This is a genomic window from Achromobacter sp. (assembly GCF_050285565.1).
Classification (GTDB): Bacteria; Pseudomonadota; Gammaproteobacteria; order Burkholderiales; family Burkholderiaceae_B; genus Achromobacter.
The window spans coordinates 452,809-469,518 of the sequence record NZ_JBLZXG010000002.1; the positions used below are offsets into that span (position 1 = coordinate 452,809).

The 16,710-nt window shown below is 67.7% G+C and carries 19 protein-coding genes; 12 read left to right on the top strand and 7 right to left on the bottom strand.

Annotated features, from left to right (window positions below):
- Positions 1-41: 41 nt before the first annotated feature.
- From ACN6O8_RS05095 to ACN6O8_RS05145, 11 genes are all read left to right on the top strand, one after another.
- Positions 42-1,478: an NAD-dependent succinate-semialdehyde dehydrogenase gene (locus ACN6O8_RS05095; protein ID WP_427989970.1), complete on the top strand. Its 1,437-nt coding sequence runs from the start codon at positions 42-44 to the stop codon at positions 1,476-1,478.
- 14 nt (positions 1,479-1,492) lie between these two features.
- Positions 1,493-1,843: a carboxymuconolactone decarboxylase family protein gene (locus ACN6O8_RS05100; RefSeq protein WP_427989971.1), complete on the top strand. Its 351-nt coding sequence runs from the start codon at positions 1,493-1,495 to the stop codon at positions 1,841-1,843.
- Complete coding sequence (locus ACN6O8_RS05105; RefSeq protein ID WP_427989972.1) at positions 1,840-2,829, top strand: NAD(P)H-quinone oxidoreductase; 990 nt, start codon at positions 1,840-1,842, stop codon at positions 2,827-2,829. The genes ACN6O8_RS05100 and ACN6O8_RS05105 overlap by 4 nt, the downstream gene beginning before the upstream one ends.
- Before the next feature lie 199 nt (positions 2,830-3,028).
- A complete protein-coding gene (locus ACN6O8_RS05110; RefSeq protein ID WP_427989973.1) occupies positions 3,029-3,985 on the top strand; it encodes a Bug family tripartite tricarboxylate transporter substrate binding protein in 957 nt (318 codons plus the stop codon).
- A 2-nt stretch (positions 3,986-3,987) separates the two neighbouring features.
- Positions 3,988-4,623: a glutathione S-transferase family protein gene (locus ACN6O8_RS05115; protein WP_427989974.1), complete on the top strand. Its 636-nt coding sequence runs from the start codon at positions 3,988-3,990 to the stop codon at positions 4,621-4,623.
- A 13-nt stretch (positions 4,624-4,636) separates the two neighbouring features.
- Positions 4,637-5,422 carry an aldolase gene (locus tag ACN6O8_RS05120; RefSeq protein WP_427989975.1) on the top strand — a complete coding sequence of 262 codons (786 nt, stop codon included), beginning with the start codon at positions 4,637-4,639 and terminating at the stop codon, positions 5,420-5,422.
- A 121-nt stretch (positions 5,423-5,543) separates the two neighbouring features.
- Positions 5,544-6,098, top strand: a complete 555-nt coding sequence (locus tag ACN6O8_RS05125) for a helix-turn-helix domain-containing protein (protein WP_427989976.1) — start codon at positions 5,544-5,546, stop codon at positions 6,096-6,098.
- A gap of 62 nt (positions 6,099-6,160) precedes the next feature.
- Complete coding sequence (locus ACN6O8_RS05130; RefSeq protein WP_427990167.1) at positions 6,161-6,481, top strand: cupin domain-containing protein; 321 nt, start codon at positions 6,161-6,163, stop codon at positions 6,479-6,481.
- A gap of 207 nt (positions 6,482-6,688) precedes the next feature.
- Complete coding sequence (gene pdxK / locus ACN6O8_RS05135) at positions 6,689-7,552, top strand: pyridoxine/pyridoxal/pyridoxamine kinase (protein WP_427989977.1); 864 nt, start codon at positions 6,689-6,691, stop codon at positions 7,550-7,552.
- Positions 7,553-7,686: 134 nt separating this feature from the next.
- Entirely contained in the window at positions 7,687-8,610 is a 924-nt protein-coding gene (locus ACN6O8_RS05140; protein WP_427989978.1) for an ABC transporter ATP-binding protein, read from the top strand.
- The gene (locus tag ACN6O8_RS05145; protein WP_427989979.1) at positions 8,607-9,368 is read left to right on the top strand and encodes an ABC transporter permease; all 762 of its coding nucleotides are present in this window, start codon (positions 8,607-8,609) and stop codon (positions 9,366-9,368) included. Before ACN6O8_RS05140 ends, ACN6O8_RS05145 begins: the two co-directional genes overlap by 4 nt.
- 127 nt (positions 9,369-9,495) lie before the next feature.
- Here the strand turns inward: ACN6O8_RS05145 and ACN6O8_RS05150 are convergent, their stop codons facing one another.
- The 4 genes from ACN6O8_RS05150 to ACN6O8_RS05165 form a co-directional block, all read right to left on the bottom strand.
- A complete protein-coding gene (locus ACN6O8_RS05150) occupies positions 9,496-10,194 on the bottom strand; it encodes a glutathione S-transferase family protein (protein WP_427989980.1) in 699 nt (232 codons plus the stop codon).
- A gap of 81 nt (positions 10,195-10,275) precedes the next feature.
- On the bottom strand, positions 10,276-10,671 hold the full coding sequence (locus tag ACN6O8_RS05155; RefSeq protein ID WP_427989981.1) for a DUF4168 domain-containing protein: 396 nt from the start codon (positions 10,669-10,671) through the stop codon (positions 10,276-10,278).
- A 195-nt stretch (positions 10,672-10,866) separates the two neighbouring features.
- Positions 10,867-12,048 carry an acetyl-CoA C-acyltransferase gene (locus ACN6O8_RS05160; RefSeq protein WP_427989982.1) on the bottom strand — a complete coding sequence of 394 codons (1,182 nt, stop codon included), beginning with the start codon at positions 12,046-12,048 and terminating at the stop codon, positions 10,867-10,869.
- Between the two features lie 45 nt (positions 12,049-12,093).
- Positions 12,094-12,750: a 4'-phosphopantetheinyl transferase family protein gene (locus ACN6O8_RS05165; protein ID WP_427989983.1), complete on the bottom strand. Its 657-nt coding sequence runs from the start codon at positions 12,748-12,750 to the stop codon at positions 12,094-12,096.
- A 316-nt stretch (positions 12,751-13,066) separates the two neighbouring features.
- On the opposite strand from ACN6O8_RS05165, the gene ACN6O8_RS05170 reads away from it, so the two are divergent.
- On the top strand, positions 13,067-13,627 hold the full coding sequence (locus ACN6O8_RS05170; RefSeq protein WP_006386116.1) for a LuxR family transcriptional regulator: 561 nt from the start codon (positions 13,067-13,069) through the stop codon (positions 13,625-13,627).
- 20 nt (positions 13,628-13,647) lie between these two features.
- Here the strand turns inward: ACN6O8_RS05170 and ACN6O8_RS05175 are convergent, their stop codons facing one another.
- The 3 genes from ACN6O8_RS05175 to dctP all read right to left on the bottom strand — a co-directional run bounded on the left by ACN6O8_RS05175 (position 13,648) and on the right by dctP (position 16,672).
- Positions 13,648-14,964, bottom strand: a complete 1,317-nt coding sequence (locus ACN6O8_RS05175; RefSeq protein ID WP_427989984.1) for a TRAP transporter large permease — start codon at positions 14,962-14,964, stop codon at positions 13,648-13,650.
- Positions 14,965-14,985: 21 nt separating this feature from the next.
- Positions 14,986-15,516, bottom strand: a complete 531-nt coding sequence (locus ACN6O8_RS05180; RefSeq protein WP_427989985.1) for a TRAP transporter small permease subunit — start codon at positions 15,514-15,516, stop codon at positions 14,986-14,988.
- A 61-nt stretch (positions 15,517-15,577) separates the two neighbouring features.
- A complete protein-coding gene (gene dctP, locus ACN6O8_RS05185) occupies positions 15,578-16,672 on the bottom strand; it encodes a TRAP transporter substrate-binding protein DctP (RefSeq protein WP_427989986.1) in 1,095 nt (364 codons plus the stop codon).
- Positions 16,673-16,710 lie beyond the last annotated feature (38 nt).

A 16,710-nucleotide genomic window follows, 5' to 3' on the forward strand; every position in this document is an offset into this window, starting at 1 on the left:
CGCTGAGCAGGTATCGAACAATCTTATCGGAGTTTGCAGCGATGAACGGCAACTATGATCCGCTTTACCTTTTCATCAACGGCGAATGGATAGGCGCGAACGAACGCGCAACGGCCCGCGTGGTCGATCCCGCCACCGGCCTGGAGCTGGGTCGCGTGCCCCTGGCGACGTTGGCTGACCTGGACCGCGCGCTCCAGGCGACGCAGCCGGCCTTCAACGCCTGGCGCGCGACGTTTCCCAGCGAGCGCGCCCGGGTTCTCAAGCGCGCGGCGGAACTGATGCGCGAACGTGCCGAGCACATTGCCACGCTGATGACGCTTGAAGAGGGCAAGCCCCTGGTCGAAAGCCGCGACGAGGTGTTGCGCGCCGCCGACTATTTCGAGTGGTTCGCCGAAGAAGCCAAGCGGATCGACGGCCGCGTCGTGCCCGCCAATCGGCCCGGCGTGCAGCAATTGGTCAAGCGCCAGGCGATCGGCCCGGTGGCCGCGTTCACGCCCTGGAACTTTCCCGCGATCACCCCCGCGCGCAAACTCGCCGCCGCGCTTGCCGCCGGTTGCAGCGTCATCATCAAGCCGGGTGAAGAAAGCCCGGCGACCGCACTGGCGCTGGCCCGCGCCCTGGACGATGCGGGCTTGCCCAAAGGGGTGCTGCAAGTTGTCTTTGGCGTTCCGGACGAGGTCTCCCGGCACCTGATCGCGTCTCCGGTGATTCGCAAGGTGACGTTCACGGGATCGGTTCCGGTGGGCCGGTTGTTGTCGGCGCGCGCCGCCGAAGGCGTCAAACCCATCACGTTGGAGCTCGGCGGGCATGGGCCGGTGCTGGTGTTCGACGATGCCGACGTCCCGCGCGCGGCGGCCGAGGGGGCCGCGAACCGCTTTCGTGGCACCGGCCAGGTCTGCATCTCGTCCACGCGCTTTCTGGTCCAGCGCGGCGCCTACGACGAATTCCGCGCGCACTTCGTGCAGGCCGCCCGCGCCCTGAAAGTCGGAAATGGCCTTGATCCGCGCACGCAGGTCGGGCCGCTGGCCAACCCGCGCCAGTTGGAAAAGATGCAGACGTTGATCGCCGACGCGGTGGCGTGCGGCGCGACGGTGCTGACCGGGGGCAAAGCCATCGAGGGCGAAGGCTACTTCTTCGAACCGACAGTGCTGGCCGACGTGCCGATGCAGGCCAGGATCATGCACGAAGAGCCGTTTGGCCCCATCGCCGTGCTCATGCCCTTCGATGAACTCGCGGACGGTTTGCGGGAAGCCAACCGGCTGCCCTATGGCTTGTCGGCCTACGCATTCACCCGCAATGCCCGCACGGCGATCGATGTGGCCGACGGCCTGGAGGCAGGAATGATCGGCATCAACCAGTATCGGATCGTGGCCACGGAACTGCCCTTCGGCGGGATGAAGGAAAGCGGACACGGCTCGGAGGGCGGCGTGGAAGGCATCGAGTACTACCTCACCCACAAATTCATCAGTCAGGCTTGAACGAGGCGCATACCATGTCGGATATCGATTTCAGCCGTCCGCGCGAAGCCGCGCGCGCCTTCACCCCGGCCCTGTCGGCCTTCGTCGACAACACGCTTTACCCGGACATCTGGAGCGACCCCGCTTTGGCGGCGCGCGACCGCAGCCTGATCACCGTGGCCGCCCTGATCGCCGCCGGGCATACGGATGAATTGCCCGCGCATCTGCGCCGCGCCGTCGGCAATGGGCTGACGCGGGACGAACTGGCGGCCGCCATCACACACCTGGCGTTCTATGTCGGATTTCCCGCCGCGATTACCGCCTCGGCGATCGCGCAGGCCACATTGGCGGTGTCACACGCAAGCGACCTGAAGGATACGCAATGAAAGCGATTGTTTTCGAACAGTTTGGCCAAGCCGATGTGCTCCAGCTGGCCGACGTGCCCGAACCCGAGATGCGGCCCGATGATCTCATCGTCCGCGTTCATGCCGCTGGCGTGAATCGCGCCGACCTGACCCATCGCCGTGGCGGCTATGGCCGTCCGAATTTTGGCGATTCGACCATCATGGGCCTGGAAATCGCGGGCGAAGTCCTGCAAGCAGGCAGTGCCGTGCGCGGCTTCAAGGCCGGCGACCGCGTGATGGGCGTGGTGGGCGGGGGGGCGTACGCGGAGATCGCCAGGTTGGACTGGCGCATGGCCTTGCCCATCCCCGACGCGCTGGACTATGTCCACGCTGCCGCCATCCCGGAAGTATTCGTTACCGCGCACGAAGCCATGCTGCACCTGGGCCGCCTGAAAGCCGGCGACGCGGTGCTGATTCACGCGGCGGCGGGCGGCGTCGGTTCGGCGGCGGTCCAGCTTGCCCGGGCAACGGGCGCCACCGTGTACGCCACCGCCGAGGCCAGCAAGCTCGGGCAGGTCACGCGGCTGGGGGCGGACTGCGTCATCGACTACCGCACGCAGGACTTCGCGCAGGTCGTTGCCGAGCGCACCTCGAAGCGCGGCGTCGACGTGGTGGTCGATTTCATCGGCGCTCCCAACTTTGCGCGCAATATTTCCGCGCTGGCCAACGGCGGCCGGCTGGTTCAGGTGGGCATCCTGGGCGGCGGCGGCCAGGTCAGTATCGCGCTGGAGGACATCCTGTATCGCCACCTGCAGATTTTCGGCACCGTCATGAAATCGCGTCCGCAGGCCGAAAAGCACGCGATGGTGCGGCGCTTTCGCGAACACTGGCTGGACCGGTTCGCCAGCGGCGCGGGCCTGGCGCCCGTGGTTGACAGCACCTATCCGCTGGAACGCGCGGCGGACGCGCATCGCAGGATGGAGTCGGCTCAGAATGTGGGAAAGATCATTCTGACGATGCGCGGCTGACGGGAGCGCGGAAAAGGCGAGACCGGAGAAAGGCGGGACGCCTGGGCAATCTCCGGCCTTGCCCGCCAGCGCTGAAAGCCGGGCTTCCTTGCCGCCGCTCAGGGATTCCCCCAATCACATTTCCCTTGCGGAAAATCAATGCTCTATAGGACACTTCGTGTCATAGCCGCGATCAAGCGGCGGACACAAGGGGAATCCTATGAAACGCATGATCATGGCCGCCGCGCTGGCGCTGGCCCTCGGGGGCGGCGCGCAGGCCGCGTTTCCGGAGCATCCGATCCGGCTGGTGGTGCCGTTCGGTGCCGGCGGTATCACCGACATCGTGGCGCGCCAGGTGGGCAAGGGCATGGGCGATGCGCTCGGCCAGGGGGTGGTGGTGGAAAACCGGCCGGGCGCCGGCGGCGTGATCGCCGCGCAGGTGGCGGCGACCGCGCCGCCCGATGGCTACACGATCTTCATGGGCACCGTCGGCACGCAGGTGGTCAATCCGCTGATCTACGCCAAGCTCAGCTACGACGCCGACAAGTTCGCGCCGCTCGGGCTGGTATCCGGTTCGCCTTATCTGCTGGCGGTGCGCGGCGACCTGCCGGCGGCCAATTTCGCCGACTTCGTGGCCTATGCCAAGGCGCATCCGGCCAAGCTGAATTTCGGTTCGGCGGGTACGGCCAGTTCGCCGCACCTGGGGCTGGAGCTGCTCAAGCTGACGGCGGGCGTGGATATCGTGCATGTGCCGTTCAAGAGCGGCAGCGAAGCGGTCAACGCCGCCATCGGCGGACAGGTCGACGTGGTGATGGACGCCAGCCCGGTGATCATGCCGCACGTGGCCTCGGGCAAACTGCGCGCGCTGGCGGTGGCCGCCGACCAGCGCCTGCCGTCGGCGCCGCAGGTGCCGGCCGCGGGCGAGGCCGGCGACGCGGGCTTGCAGATCAGTTCCTGGAATGCGTTCTTCGCGCCGGCCGGCACGCCGCCGGCGGTGCTGGAAAAACTCAACGCGGCGCTGCGCCAGACGCTGGCCTCGCCCGACTTGAAGGCGCGCCTGGCGGCGCAGGGCACGCAGCTCTACAGCGGCGCGCCCGACGAATACCAGCGCTTTATCGCGGCCGAAAAGAAGAAGTGGGCCGAGATCGTCAAGCGCGCCGATATCAGGATGGATTGACCATGACGACGCATCCCCTGGCGGGACAGCCCCTGGAACTGGCCGACACGCTGCGCTCCGGCAATGCCTGGAAGATCCGGCTGGCGTGCGGCTACATGGGGCTGGCGCTCACGCGCCGCACCTTCGACATCGTGCAGGGCGATTTGGAGACCGAGGCCTTCGGCCGCATCAATCCGTGGCGCCAGGTGCCGGCGCTGCGCACGCCGGAAGGCGTGTGGCTGGCGGAGTCTCAGGCCATCCTGTGGTATCTGGGCCGGGGCACGCCGTGGCTGCCGGACGGGCGGCTGGCGCAGGCGCAGGTGGCAAGCTGGCTGAGCTTCGAGCAGACCCAGCACATGCATGCCTTCGCGCAGCCGCGGCTGCTGATCCACCTGCGCGGCACGGCGCGGGTGGACGATCCGGCGATGGTCGAGTGGCGCCGCGCCGGCATGCGCGCGGCGGCGTGGATGGAGCAACACCTGGCGGGGCGCGCCTTCCTGGTGGGCCAGACGCCCACCATCGCCGACATCGCGCTCTATCCCTACACCAGCATGGCCGAGCAGGGCGGCTACGACCTGTCCGCCATGCCTCACATCAACGCCTGGCTGGCGCGCATGCGCGCCCTGCCGGGTTTTACGCCGTTGCTGGAAACGGCATAGCAAGGAGTCAAAGATGGCCGATACGATGCACTTGGGCAAGGATGAACTGATCGCGCGGGCCCAGGCCGAGATGCAGCGCCAGTTCGACGCGCCCGACTGGACGCTGCGCGAGCGCCTGGCGCTGACCTGCCGCATTCTGTTCGACGGCGGGCACGATTCGGGCCTGGCGGGGCAGATCACGGCGCGGGCGCCGGAACCGAACCGCTACTACACGCAGCGGCTGGGCCTGGGCTTCGATGAGATCACGGCCGGCAACCTGCTGCTGGTGGACGAGGACCTGCGGGTGCAGGAGGGCGGCGGCATGCCCAACCCGGCCAACCGCTTCCATTCGTGGATCTACCGGGCGCGGCCGGACGTCAACTGCATCATCCACACGCACCCGTTGCACGCGGCCTCGCTGTCGATGCTGGAGGTGCCGCTGGAGGTCTCGCACATGGACAATTGCCCGCTGTACGGCGACGTGGCGTTCCTGAAGGACTGGCCGGGCGTGCCGGTGGGCAACGAGGAAGGCGAGCTGATCTCGGCGGCGCTGGGCGACAAGCGCGCCATCCTGCTGTCGCACCACGGCATGCTGGTGGCCGCGGGCACGGTGGAAGAGGCCTGCGTGCTGGCGTTGCAGTTCGAGCGCGCCGCCCGCATGCAGCTGCTGGCGATGGCGGCCGGCCGCATCCAGCCGATCCCGCCGGCGCTGGGGCGCGAGGCGCACGACTGGATCCTGACGCCCAAGCGTTCGCAGGTGGGCTTTTCGTACTACGCGCGGCGGGCGCTGCGCCAGCACCCGGACGTGCTGGGCGCGTAGTCACGCGGGCGGCGGGCAGGCGCCGGCCGGCGTCTGCCAGGAGGGCGCAGGTCGGCGGACGACTCGACGGTTGGGCGGCTTTCGGGCATCCTTACCGGTCGTTTCCGCCATTTTCCCGCCCATGATCGACCTGCCTCACCGCCTGCGCGCGCTGCGCCGCCAGCAATCCCTGTCCCTGGAACAGCTGGGCGAGCGCACGGGCCTGACCAAGAGCTATCTGTCCAAGCTGGAACGCGGCCTGAGCGAGCCGTCGATCTCCACCGTGCTGCGCCTGGCCGAAGCCTATGGCGTGGGCGTGTCGCAACTGGTGGGGGCCGATGGCGCGGCGCAGGACGAGGTCGTCAGCCTGGTGCGCGTGGCCGATCGCGAAGTGCTGCAACGGCGCGGCCTGGGCAGCGAATACCACTACGAATCGCTGGCCGGGCGCCGCAAGGTCAAGGCCATGGAGCCTTTCATCGTGCATCCGCCGCGCGAATTCCCCGACGCCGCCGCGGTGTTCCCGCATCCCGGCGAGGAATTCCTGCTGGTGCTCAAGGGCGCCATCGAGGTCCAGGTCGGCGAGCGCGCGTTCCGGCTGGATGCCGGCGATTCGCTCTATTTCGATTCCGAACTGCCGCATCGCATGCGCACGGTCAGCCGCGGCGCGGCCGAGGTGCTGGTGGTGGCGGCGCATTGAACCCCAAGGAAAACACCGTGAAGCATGATCAATCGCGACTGGTTCGCATCGACGCCGGCCCGATGAAGAACCCCGTGCCCGGCAAGCCCAAGCGTCCCCTGTCGGGCGACGCGGCGTTTCGCACCGTGACCGCGTTCGAAGGCAATGGCGGCCGCGCCGAGGCCGGCGTGTGGGAAAGCACCGCCGGCAGTTTCCAGTCCAACACCACCGGCTATATCGAGTTCGGCTACATCGTCGAGGGCGCGGCGCGCCTGGTCGACCCGGACGGCACCGTGCACGAATTGACCGTGGGCGAGGCCTTCGTGATGCCCGAAGGCTATACCGGCCGCTGGGAAGTGGACCGGTTCGTCAAGAAGATCTACTTCATCAGCCGCACGGCCTGAGGCCAGGGCAGCCGCCGCCGCGGCCGCCGGTCCGGTGGCAGACCGATCCGCAGGCCTCGCGCGCCTTCGGCAACGCCTGGCTGGCGCGGGGCGATACCTTGCTGTTGAAGGTGCCTTCGGGGGCCGGCGGCGGGGCCTGCCGTCCGGGACGGCCGCGGCTGGGCATAGAATATGCCGCACCCGTCTCGATTCGCAGGAGCCCGCCGTATGACCGCCATTCCCGCTGCCGCCGCGCCCGGCGCAGCGCTGCCCGCCGTGACCGCGCGGGTCGACGTCGTTTCCATCCAATCCCAGGTCGTCTACGGCTGCGTCGGCAACAACGCCGCCATGCCGGTGTTCCGCCAGGCCGGATTGCGCGCGCTCGCGCTGCCCACCGTGATCCTGAGCAATACCCCGCACTATTCGACGCTGCACGGCGGCGCGGTGCCGCTGGACTGGTTCGAGGGCCTGCTGCGCGGGCTGGACGAGCGCGGCGTGAGCGCGGTGGCGCGCGCCGTGGTCTGCGGTTACCTGGGCCAGCCGGGCCAGGCCGACCTGCTGGCGGACTGGCTGCGCGGGCTGCGCGCCACGCGGCCCGAGGTGCGGGTGCACATCGACCCGGTCATGGGCGACCGCAACGACGGCCTCTACGTGGACGCCGGGTTGGTGGCGCAGTACCGCCGCAGGCTGGTGCCGCACGCCCACGGCATGACGCCCAACCATTTCGAGCTGGAGCAGATGGTGGGCCGGCCGCTGGCCTCGATCGACGAGGTGGCGGCGGCCGCGCGCGAGCTGATCGCCGAGGGGCCGGAATGGATCGTGGTCACCAGCGCCGCGCCGCAGACGGCGGCGCCCGGCACCTTGCAACTGGCGGTGGTGACGGCTTCCGACTGCGCGCTGCTGCGCCACCCCGAGGTCGCCATCCCGCCGTCGGTGCATGGCACCGGCGACGTGTTCATGGCGGCCATCACCGCGCGGCTGCTGGCCGGCGATGCCCTGGAAGACGCGGCGCGCGACGCGGCGGCGGCGGTCACCGGCGCCCTGGCGCGCACCCGCGACCTGGGCTGGGAAGAACTGGCGGTCGAAGGCTAGCGTGACCAGGCCGCCGGCGGGGCGGCAAGGGCCGGTTTGATGCCGTTTCCCAAACACACCGTTCCGCCAGCCAGAACAAGCGGCGCGCGCCCGGGGGGTAAAATCAGCGGTTGTCCACCACGCGGGGAGCAAGAGTGCAGCCGGTCATTTCAGTTCAGGGCCTATCCAAGCGGTATGCCTCGGGATTCCAGGCGCTGAAAAGCGTCGACCTGGAAATCCAACGCGGCGAAATCTTCGCCTTGCTCGGCCCCAACGGTGCCGGCAAGACCACGCTCATCAGCATCATCTGCGGCATCGTCAACCCGACCGAAGGGCGGGTGCTGGCCGATGGGCACGACATCATCACCGACTACCGCGCGGCCCGCGGCGCCATCGGCCTGGTGCCGCAGGAAATCTCCACCGACGCTTTCGAAAGCGTGTGGAACACGGTCACGTTCAGCCGCGGCCTGTTCGGCAAGCCGGCCAATCCCGAATACATCGAGAAGGTGCTGCGCGACCTGTCGCTGTGGGACAAGAAGGACAGCCGCATCATGGCCCTGTCCGGCGGCATGAAGCGGCGCGTGATGATCGCCAAGGCGCTGTCGCACGAACCCAAGATCCTGTTCCTGGACGAACCCACCGCCGGCGTCGACGTCGAGCTGCGGCGCGGCATGTGGGACATGGTGCGGCGCCTGCGCGAGAACGGCGTCACCATCATCCTCACCACCCACTACATCGAGGAAGCCCAGGAAATGGCCGACCGCGTCGGCGTGATCCGCCAGGGCGAGATCATCCTGGTCGAGGAAAAGAACGCGCTCATGACCAAGCTGGGCAAGCGCCGCCTGACGCTGACGCTGAAGGCGCCGCTGGCGGGCATTCCGGCCGCGTTGGAGCCGTTCCACCTGGAACTGTCGGCCGACGGCCGCCAACTGGTCTACACCTACGACAACCAGGGCGGCGGCGAGATCTCCGGCCTGCTGCGGCGCCTGACCGAACTGGACATCGAATTCACCGACCTCAATTCCTCGGAAAGCTCGCTCGAGGAGATCTTCGTCAGCCTGGTGCACGGACAATCATGAATCTCTACGCCATCCGCGCCATCTATCGCTTCGAAATGGCCCGCGCCTGGCGCACGCTGATGCAGAGCGTGCTGTCGCCGGTGATTTCCACCTCGCTGTATTTCGTGGTGTTCGGCTCGGCCATCGGTTCGCACATGGTGCAGATCGACGGCGTCAGCTACGGCGCTTTCATCGTGCCCGGCCTGATCATGCTGTCGCTGCTGACCCAGAGCGTGGCCAACGCCTCGTTCGGCATCTACATGCCGCGCTTCTCGGGCACCATCTACGAGATCCACTCGGCGCCCATTTCGTACCTGGAGATCGTCGCCGGCTACGTCGGCGCGGCGGCCAGCAAGTCCATCATCCTGGGGTTGATCATGCTGGCCACGGCGCGCCTGTTCGTGCCGTTCGAGATCTCGCATCCGTTCTGGATGCTGGGTTTCCTGCTGCTCACGGCCGTCACCTTCAGCCTGTTCGGCTTCATCATCGGTGTCTGGGCCGACGGCTTCGAGAAGCTGCAGATCATCCCGTTGATGATCATCACGCCGCTGACCTTCCTGGGCGGCACTTTCTATTCCATCAAGATGCTGCCGCCGTTCTGGCAGGGCGTGACGCTGTTCAATCCGGTGGTGTATCTGGTCAGCGGCTTTCGCTGGGCGTTCTATGGCGTGGCCGACGTCAACGTCACCATCAGTGTGGTCATGACGCTGGTGTTTCTGGCCATCTGCCTGGTGGTGGTGCGCTGGATCTTCAAGACCGGCTATCGCCTGAAGACCTGAGCCGCGCCTTGGCGTAGCCGCCCGACAGGGGCGGCTCGCGCCGCAGCGGCGCATGACGCCGCTGCGTGCTCGACGGCGCGTATTTGACGGCCTGTATTCGCGGCCGGTATCCGCGGCCGGTATCCGATTACGCCGCCGCCGTCGGCGCCTGGCGCGCCAGCCCGCCGTGGGCATCGAGCAGCCGCTCGCGCCACGCCGCCACCGGATCGTCGGCCGCCAGCAGTTCCAGCGCGCTGGTGCAGCGCGCCCACATGAAGAACCCGAATACCGCGTAATCCGCATAGGCCGGCTGCTGGCCGGCCAGGTACGGCTGCCGCGCCAGCGTCTGGCGCAGCGGCAGCAGGCAGGCGCGCAGGGCCGCAAGCTGTTCCTCCCGCAAGGCGGGCAGGTCTTCCAGTGGGCCGAAGCGCTTTTCCCGGGTGTGGCGGAAGTAGTCCTTGTCCTTGGCGTCGATGAGCGCGTGGATTTCCGGCAGCAGCAGCCGCGCCAGCGGCGGCACCAGCGTGCTGTCGGCCCAGGTGTTGGCGAACAGGCTGAGCGCCCGCCCGGTGTCGCCGCCGAACAGCGAGGGGCGGTCGGGGAAGGTGTCTTCCAGATAGCAGGCGATCTGCCACGAATCGCTGATCACGTGCTCGCCATGCACCAGCACCGGCACCAGCTTCTGGCCCGAGAATTCGATCGCTTCCTTGTCGGTGAAGCGCCACGGAACGGTCTTGGCGGACAGGCCCTTGTGGGCCAGCGCCATGTGCGTTTTCCAGCAGTGGGGGCTAAAGCGCAGCGTCGGCTCGGCGCCGGCCAGGTCGTACAGGGTCAGATCGGGGGTCAAGATGCCGCGCTCCTTGGAAGTCTCCCGGACAGGTTCGCCTAGGATACCCCCAAGGCGCGGCGTCGCGGGGCCGGGCGGCGCTTACTGCACGGCCGCGCCGGCCCGGCCCATCTTCATCAGCCGCTCCTTGAGCTGCGGGTTCTGCTGCACGGCCTGGCCGATGCCGTTGAATTCCTGCACGGACAGCCCGTCGGCCTGCACCAGCTTGACCATCTTGGCGTCGGCTTCCTGGATCACTTTCTGTTTTTCCGCGTCGGTCTTGGCGGCGTCGACCTTGGGACGGTATTCGTCCACCACGCCCGACACCTTCTGCGAGGCGGACGCGAAGCGCTGCAGTTGCTGGTCGGTCGGTTGCACCGCCGCTGGCGCCATCGGCGTCTGGCTGGCGGGCGGGGCGTTCTGCGCCAGGGCGGGGGCACCGGACAGCGCGGCCGTCAACATGATGGCCGACAGGATCGCGGTTTTGGAATGCGGCATGAAACCTCCTTGTTCCGGATGAATGTCCGACCATGATGGCAATGCACCCGGGGAGGCTTCAAGTTTCGCAATGTGTTTTCCTGTGTCGGCAGGCCACGGCGGGCCGGCCGCGCACAGCAGTGCGGCGCCCGCAGGCGCCGCGGAAACGTTTACGCGCAATTCTGTGACGTCTTAAAACGGGGGCGTGACCCTTTTTCAGACCATTTCCAGCGCGATCGCGGTGGCTTCGCCGCCGCCGATGCACAGGGTGGCCACGCCGCGCTTGCCCTGGGTGGCCTTCAAGGCGCCCAGCAGCGACACCATGATGCGCGCGCCCGAGGCGCCGATAGGGTGGCCCACCGCGCAGGCGCCGCCGTGGATGTTGACCTTGTCGCGCGGGATGCCATGTTCCTTCATGGCCGCCATGGTGACCGCGGCGAAGGCCTCGTTGATCTCGAACAGGTCGACGTCGGCGGTCTTCCAGCCGGTCTTGTCGTAGAGCTTCCTGATCGCGCCGACCGGGGCGGTGGTGAACCACTCGGGTTCCTGCGCGAAGCTGGCATGGCCGACGATGCGGGCGATCGGCGTGCGGCCGAGCTTCTTGGCGGTGGACTCGCGCATCAGCACCAGCGCGGCGGCGCCGTCGGCGTTGCCCGACGAGGACGCGGCGGTGATGGTGCCGTTGGCGGCGAAGGCCGGCTTGAGGGTCGGGATCTTCTCGACGTTGAGCTTTTGCGGACGCTCGTCCTGCTCGATCACCGTGTCGCCCTTCTTGGACTTGATGGTCACCGGCACGGTTTCCCATTTCAGCACGCCGTCGCGCGCGGCCTTCTGCGCGCGCGACACGGATTCCACGGCGAAGGTGTCCTGCTCTTGACGGGTGAAGCCGTACTTGGCGGCGCAGTCTTCGCCGAACGTGCCCATGGCGCGGCCCACCTGGTAGGCGTCTTCCAGGCCGTCGAGCATCATGTGGTCGTACATGGTGGCATGGCCGGCGCGATAGCCGCCGCGCGCCTTGGTCAGCAGGTAGGGGGCGTTGGTCATGGATTCCATGCCGCCGGCCACCACCACGCCGTAGGTGCCGGCGAGGATGCCGTCATGCGCCAGCATCGCGGCCTGCATGCCCGAACCGCACACCTTGGACACCGTGATGGCGCCCACCGACGGCGGAATGCCGGCCTTGATCGAGGCCTGCCGCGTCGGCGCCTGGCCTTGGCCGGCCTGCAGCACGTTGCCCATCAGCACCGCGTCGATCTGGTCGGGTTTGAGCCCGGCGCGCTCGAGCGCGGCGCCGATGGCGATGGCGCCCAGCTCATTGGCGGAAAGCGTGGAGAATTCGCCCTGGAAGGCGGCCAGCGGGGTGCGCGCGGCACTCACGATAACGATGGGATCAGACATGTGAACACTCCTGGTCGATGGGGGACAACGCAAGGGGGAGAGACTTCAATGACCAATTTCCAAGGCAGTATAGACGTGGCCTTGTGCGCGGCGATAGCCGCATTGGAACCGATGGCCCGGCCCGAATTCCGCCGTGGCCGCGCGCAGCAGCCGCAGTTCCAGGCACTGCCTGGCCGGATCGATGCGGGTGATGGAAACGTCGGGAAAATCGAAGGCGATGCGGGTGAGCGGCTGCATGCATTTGTAGAACGCCTCCTTGGCCGAGAACAGCAGCGTGGCGAACTCGGCGCGCGTCAGCCCGCCCGTGTCGACGCCGCGCTCCTCGGGCCGCATGCAGACCGATTCGATGGCCTCGACCGCGTGATCCTCGGCAATCGCCTCGATGTCGATGCCGACCGCGCGCACGTCGCGCCGCCGCGCCACCGCCACGGCCACCAGCCGCCGGCTGTGGCTGATCGAGCCGACAAAGCCCTCGGGCCAGACCGGTGAGCGGTCCGCGGCCACGCCGACCTGCGTGACAGGCGCGTCCAGCGCGGCCAGTAGTTGCGCGGCCAACTGGCGGCCCGCCTGGAACTCGGCCTGCCGGCGCTGCGCCGGCGGCAGGTCGCGCGGCGCCCAGCCGGGGGCGATCCAGGCCAGCCGCTGCGCCAGCCGTGGCGTCAGCGGCAGCGCGGGCAGGGCGTCGCTGGCGGGCTGGCTCATGGGTGCCCGCCATGAACGCGAGCGGTGTTGACGCAGGTCGAGGGTCGTTGCATGAAACGATTGAAACGCTGTTGGCGGACGGCTGCAAAGCCACGCCCGAAACACCGCGAAAGCGTTCGCGGAAACGGGGTTCTCCGGGCTGTCGAGGTGCCGGGAAAACCCGCCTGAAACCGCTGGGAAAAGCCCATTCCAGGTGCCGAAAGCTTCTTATACACTGGCGCCTCGAAGCCCGCACGGACATGATGCGGGCCGCCACAAAAGCGCCCCGGATTCCGTGGCGCAACGGCAAAACCGGCACGCTATCCGGGGAGACAATATGAGTGACTTTCACCTGACATTGCTCGCCTTCAAGGAATCTCCCGCGCCGCAAGTCATCTGCAGCGCGCGCAAGATCTCGGAATGCAATCACTCCTTCGCAAATCTGTTCGGCTACACGCGCAGGGAACTGGTGGGCAAATCGATACTCCAGCTTTATCCCTCGCTGTCCGATTTTCACCAGATCGGCCAACGCTGCCTCAAGCACCTGGAAAGCAATTGCTACTACGAAGACGAGCGCTTCATGCAGCATCGCAGCCGCGAGGTGTTCTGGGCGCGCGCGCGCGGCATCACCCTGACCCCGGAGGACCCCTTCGACCTGATGATCTGGAGCTTCGAGCGCATCGCCGAGAACTGCCTGCGCACGGCCAACCTGACGCGGCGCGAGCGAGAAATATCCGCTTACGTCGCCAACGGCCTGAGCTGTAAGGAGATCGCCATGCGGCTGGACATCTCCTACCGCACGGTGGAGGTGCACCGCGCCCGCATCATGCGCAAGCTGGACGCGAAGAACACCGCCGAACTGGTCTCCAAGATCATCCTGGTCGACAACATGGCCTGAGCGGGGCCGCGCATCCGGCTTCATTTTCCGAGCATCATCTCGGGCAGTATCGTGACGATCACCGGGAAGAAGAACAGGATCAGCGTGGTGACCACCTCCATGATGACGAACCACCAGGCGCCGTGGAAGATCCGCGTCAACGGCGTCTGGCGGTCGATGCCCGCGATGACGAACACATTCAGCCCGACCGGCGGCGTGATCAGGCCGATCTCGCACATCTTCACGGCCAGGATGCCGAACCAGATCGGGTCAAAGCCCAGCGACACCACCGTGGGGAACATGATCGGCAGCGTGATCACCAGCATCGAGAAGGCGTCCAGGAACATGCCCAGCGGGAAGTAGGCCAGCAGCATCAGCCCCACCACCAGCAGCGGCGGGATGTCCGAGGACACGATCACCTCGGCGATCTGCTGCGGGATCTGCACCAGGCTCAGGAACAGGCTGAACAGGCCCGCGCCCAGCATGGTGAACAGGATCATCACGGTGGTGGTGACGGCGTTGCGCAGGCTTTCTACCAGCTTGGCGCCCAGCTCGCCGCGCGCCTGCCGGGCGCACAGCAACATGATGAACGCGGCGCAGGCGCCGACCGCGGCGGCTTCGGTCGCCGTGACAAAGCCCAGATAGATGCCGCCCAGCACGATCACGAACAGCACCAGCACCTGCCAGCCATTGCGCACCGATGCGATCCGCTCGCGCCAGGGACTCTTGGGCAGCACCGTGGCCGCCATCCGCGGCGAGGCGCTGATGACGCGAATCCCCAGGATGAACACCAGCGTCGATAGCAGCCCCGGCAGCACCCCGGCCACCAGCATCTTGCCGGCCGAGACCTCGGTCAGCGCGGCATAGAAGATCAGCAGCACGCTGGGCGGGATCAGCACCCCCAGCACGCCGCCGGCCGCCACCGCGCCGGCCGACAGGCGCGGATCGTAGCCGGCCCGCTTCATCTCGGGAATGGCGACCGCGCCCACGGTCGCGGCGGTGGCCACGCTGGAGCCCGAGGTGGCGGCAAAGCCGGCGCAGGTCAGTACGCTGGCGATGGCCAGCCCGCCCGGCAGGTGGCCGACCCATTTGCGCGCCATGTCGAACAGCCTGCGTCCCACGCCGGCGTGGTGGGCGAAGGCGCCCATCAGGATGAACAGCGGGATCACGGTCAGCAGATACGAGGCCGACTGCGCGTAGGAATACGACTTGAGCCGGTTCAGCACGAAAGCGCTGTCCTCGACCAGGATCAGGCCGGTGATGCCCGCCAGCGCCAGCGCGGCGAATACCGGCGCGCCCAGCAGCAGGAGCACGAAGATCAGGCCGGTGGCGACCAGGGTGATGGTGACGTCGTCCATGGAGGCAGTTCCCGCGAAGGATCAGTGCGAGGCCAGCGCCGGCGTGGCGCGGGCAACGGGTACGGCGCGGCACAGGCTGCCGCCGGCCTGGGCCAGCATCTGCAGCGCGCCGAACCACAGGCCGAGCGCGACGATGGCCTTGGTCCACCAGACCGGCACTTCGACGTAGCCCCAGCGGAACTCGCGGATCTCGATCGACTCCAGCGCCTCGCCGGTGGCGGGGTAGGCCAGCGTGGCCAGCACCACGGCGGCCGCCAGCCAGGCCAGCGCGTCCATCCACTGCGCCACGCGCGGCGGCACCTTCTTGTGCAGCAGCGTGACGCGGATGTGGGCATCGTCCATCTGGGTCCAGCCCAGGCCGAGGAACACGATCACCACCAGGCTCAACTCGGACATCTCGAACAGGCCCGGGATGGAATGGCCGTAGAGGGCCCGCACGATGGCATCGAGCGTGATGCCGAACATCAGAAACAGCAGGAACAGCGTGGCGATGGCGCCGAACAGGTTGGAAAGGGCGCGCAACACCGCGCCCAGGCGGGAGGAATAGTCCATGAATGCTCTGCCGGTGGGCGGCCCGGCACGCAGGCCGGGCCGCGGGGGAAGGAAACCGCCCTCAGGCCTCGGCGGCCAGTTCGTCGAAGCGCTTGAGGCGGCCCTGCTGGTCGTATTTGGCGATGGCGTTGTTCACCTGGGTCTGCATCGCCAGGCCGTCCAGCCCGGCCGGCTTGGCCACCCGCTCGATCCAGCCGTCGGTCTGGGCCGGCTGCACCAGCGCGCGCGCCTGCTCCTTCTCGGCCTGCGGCAAGGACGAGAACCGGGTGCCCTCGGCCTTGGCGGTTTTGACGTACTGGCGCGCGGCGGCCTCGTAGATCCTGGCGTATTCGCCGCCATAGATCTCGCCCACGATCTGGTCGCTGACCTGCTTGACCGGATCCGGCAAGTTGTTCCACACGCGGGCATTGATGATGGTCGCGGCCGGGCCGTGCGGGCCGTCGCCGATATCGGTGAAGTAGGGCGCGATCTCGTGCAGCTTGTAGGCCACGGCGGTGATGAAGTCGAAACCGTAGACGCCGTCCAGCACGCCGCGTTCCAGCGCGGTGTAGACCTCGGGCGCGGCCATCGGCACGGCGGTGCCGCCCAGGCGTTCGATGACCTCGTTGGCGGCGCCGTAGCCGCGGATGCGCTTGCCGCGGATGTCCGCGAGCGAGTGGATCGGCTGGCGCGTCACCAGCGGCGCGTAATACCAGTTGGTCCAGTACAGCACCTTGCTGTTGTAGCGGCGCTCCCACTCGTCGCGTAGCGGCGGGTATCCGGCGTAGACATCGCGGCACAGCCATTGCAGCGCGTCCGAGCGATGCATGCGGTAGTACCAGTCCAGCCCGCGCGTGACCGGCAATTGCGACTGGTAGTAGCCCGGCGAGATCAATGACATCTCCGAGGTGCCGTCGCGCACCGCGGACAGGTGCTCGCCGACCTTGTTCAGCGACTGCGCCCAGTAGCGGCGCACCTTGACCGCGCCGTTGGTGCGGGTTTCGAGCTGCTTCAGGTACCACTCGTCCAGCCGCGACGGGCCCGAGGTTTCGCTGATGTAGCTGTCGAACTTGAGGGCGACCGGCTTGGCGGCCGCCGCCGCGCGGCCGGTCCAGATGGCCGGGGCCGAGGCGCCGGCAAGCAGGCTGGCCGCCTTGATGAAATCGCGTCTTCTCATGCTCTCCTCCTTTGGGGAATGCCGGCTTCTGATGCGCC

Coding starts and splice junctions, on each gene's coding strand:
- ACN6O8_RS05095 (WP_427989970.1), top strand. CDS start 42: ATGAACGGCAACTATGATCCGCTTTACCTTTTCATCAACGGCGAATGG.
- ACN6O8_RS05100 (WP_427989971.1), top strand. CDS start 1,493: ATGTCGGATATCGATTTCAGCCGTCCGCGCGAAGCCGCGCGCGCCTTC.
- ACN6O8_RS05105 (WP_427989972.1), top strand. CDS start 1,840: ATGAAAGCGATTGTTTTCGAACAGTTTGGCCAAGCCGATGTGCTCCAG.
- ACN6O8_RS05110 (WP_427989973.1), top strand. CDS start 3,029: ATGAAACGCATGATCATGGCCGCCGCGCTGGCGCTGGCCCTCGGGGGC.
- ACN6O8_RS05115 (WP_427989974.1), top strand. CDS start 3,988: ATGACGACGCATCCCCTGGCGGGACAGCCCCTGGAACTGGCCGACACG.
- ACN6O8_RS05120 (WP_427989975.1), top strand. CDS start 4,637: ATGGCCGATACGATGCACTTGGGCAAGGATGAACTGATCGCGCGGGCC.
- ACN6O8_RS05125 (WP_427989976.1), top strand. CDS start 5,544: ATGATCGACCTGCCTCACCGCCTGCGCGCGCTGCGCCGCCAGCAATCC.
- ACN6O8_RS05130 (WP_427990167.1), top strand. CDS start 6,161: ATGAAGAACCCCGTGCCCGGCAAGCCCAAGCGTCCCCTGTCGGGCGAC.
- pdxK (WP_427989977.1), top strand. CDS start 6,689: ATGACCGCCATTCCCGCTGCCGCCGCGCCCGGCGCAGCGCTGCCCGCC.
- ACN6O8_RS05145 (WP_427989979.1), top strand. CDS start 8,607: ATGAATCTCTACGCCATCCGCGCCATCTATCGCTTCGAAATGGCCCGC.
- ACN6O8_RS05155 (WP_427989981.1), bottom strand. CDS start 10,671: ATGCCGCATTCCAAAACCGCGATCCTGTCGGCCATCATGTTGACGGCC.
- ACN6O8_RS05160 (WP_427989982.1), bottom strand. CDS start 12,048: ATGTCTGATCCCATCGTTATCGTGAGTGCCGCGCGCACCCCGCTGGCC.
- ACN6O8_RS05165 (WP_427989983.1), bottom strand. CDS start 12,750: ATGAGCCAGCCCGCCAGCGACGCCCTGCCCGCGCTGCCGCTGACGCCA.
- ACN6O8_RS05170 (WP_006386116.1), top strand. CDS start 13,067: ATGAGTGACTTTCACCTGACATTGCTCGCCTTCAAGGAATCTCCCGCG.
- ACN6O8_RS05175 (WP_427989984.1), bottom strand. CDS start 14,964: ATGGACGACGTCACCATCACCCTGGTCGCCACCGGCCTGATCTTCGTG.
- ACN6O8_RS05180 (WP_427989985.1), bottom strand. CDS start 15,516: ATGGACTATTCCTCCCGCCTGGGCGCGGTGTTGCGCGCCCTTTCCAAC.
- dctP (WP_427989986.1), bottom strand. CDS start 16,672: ATGAGAAGACGCGATTTCATCAAGGCGGCCAGCCTGCTTGCCGGCGCC.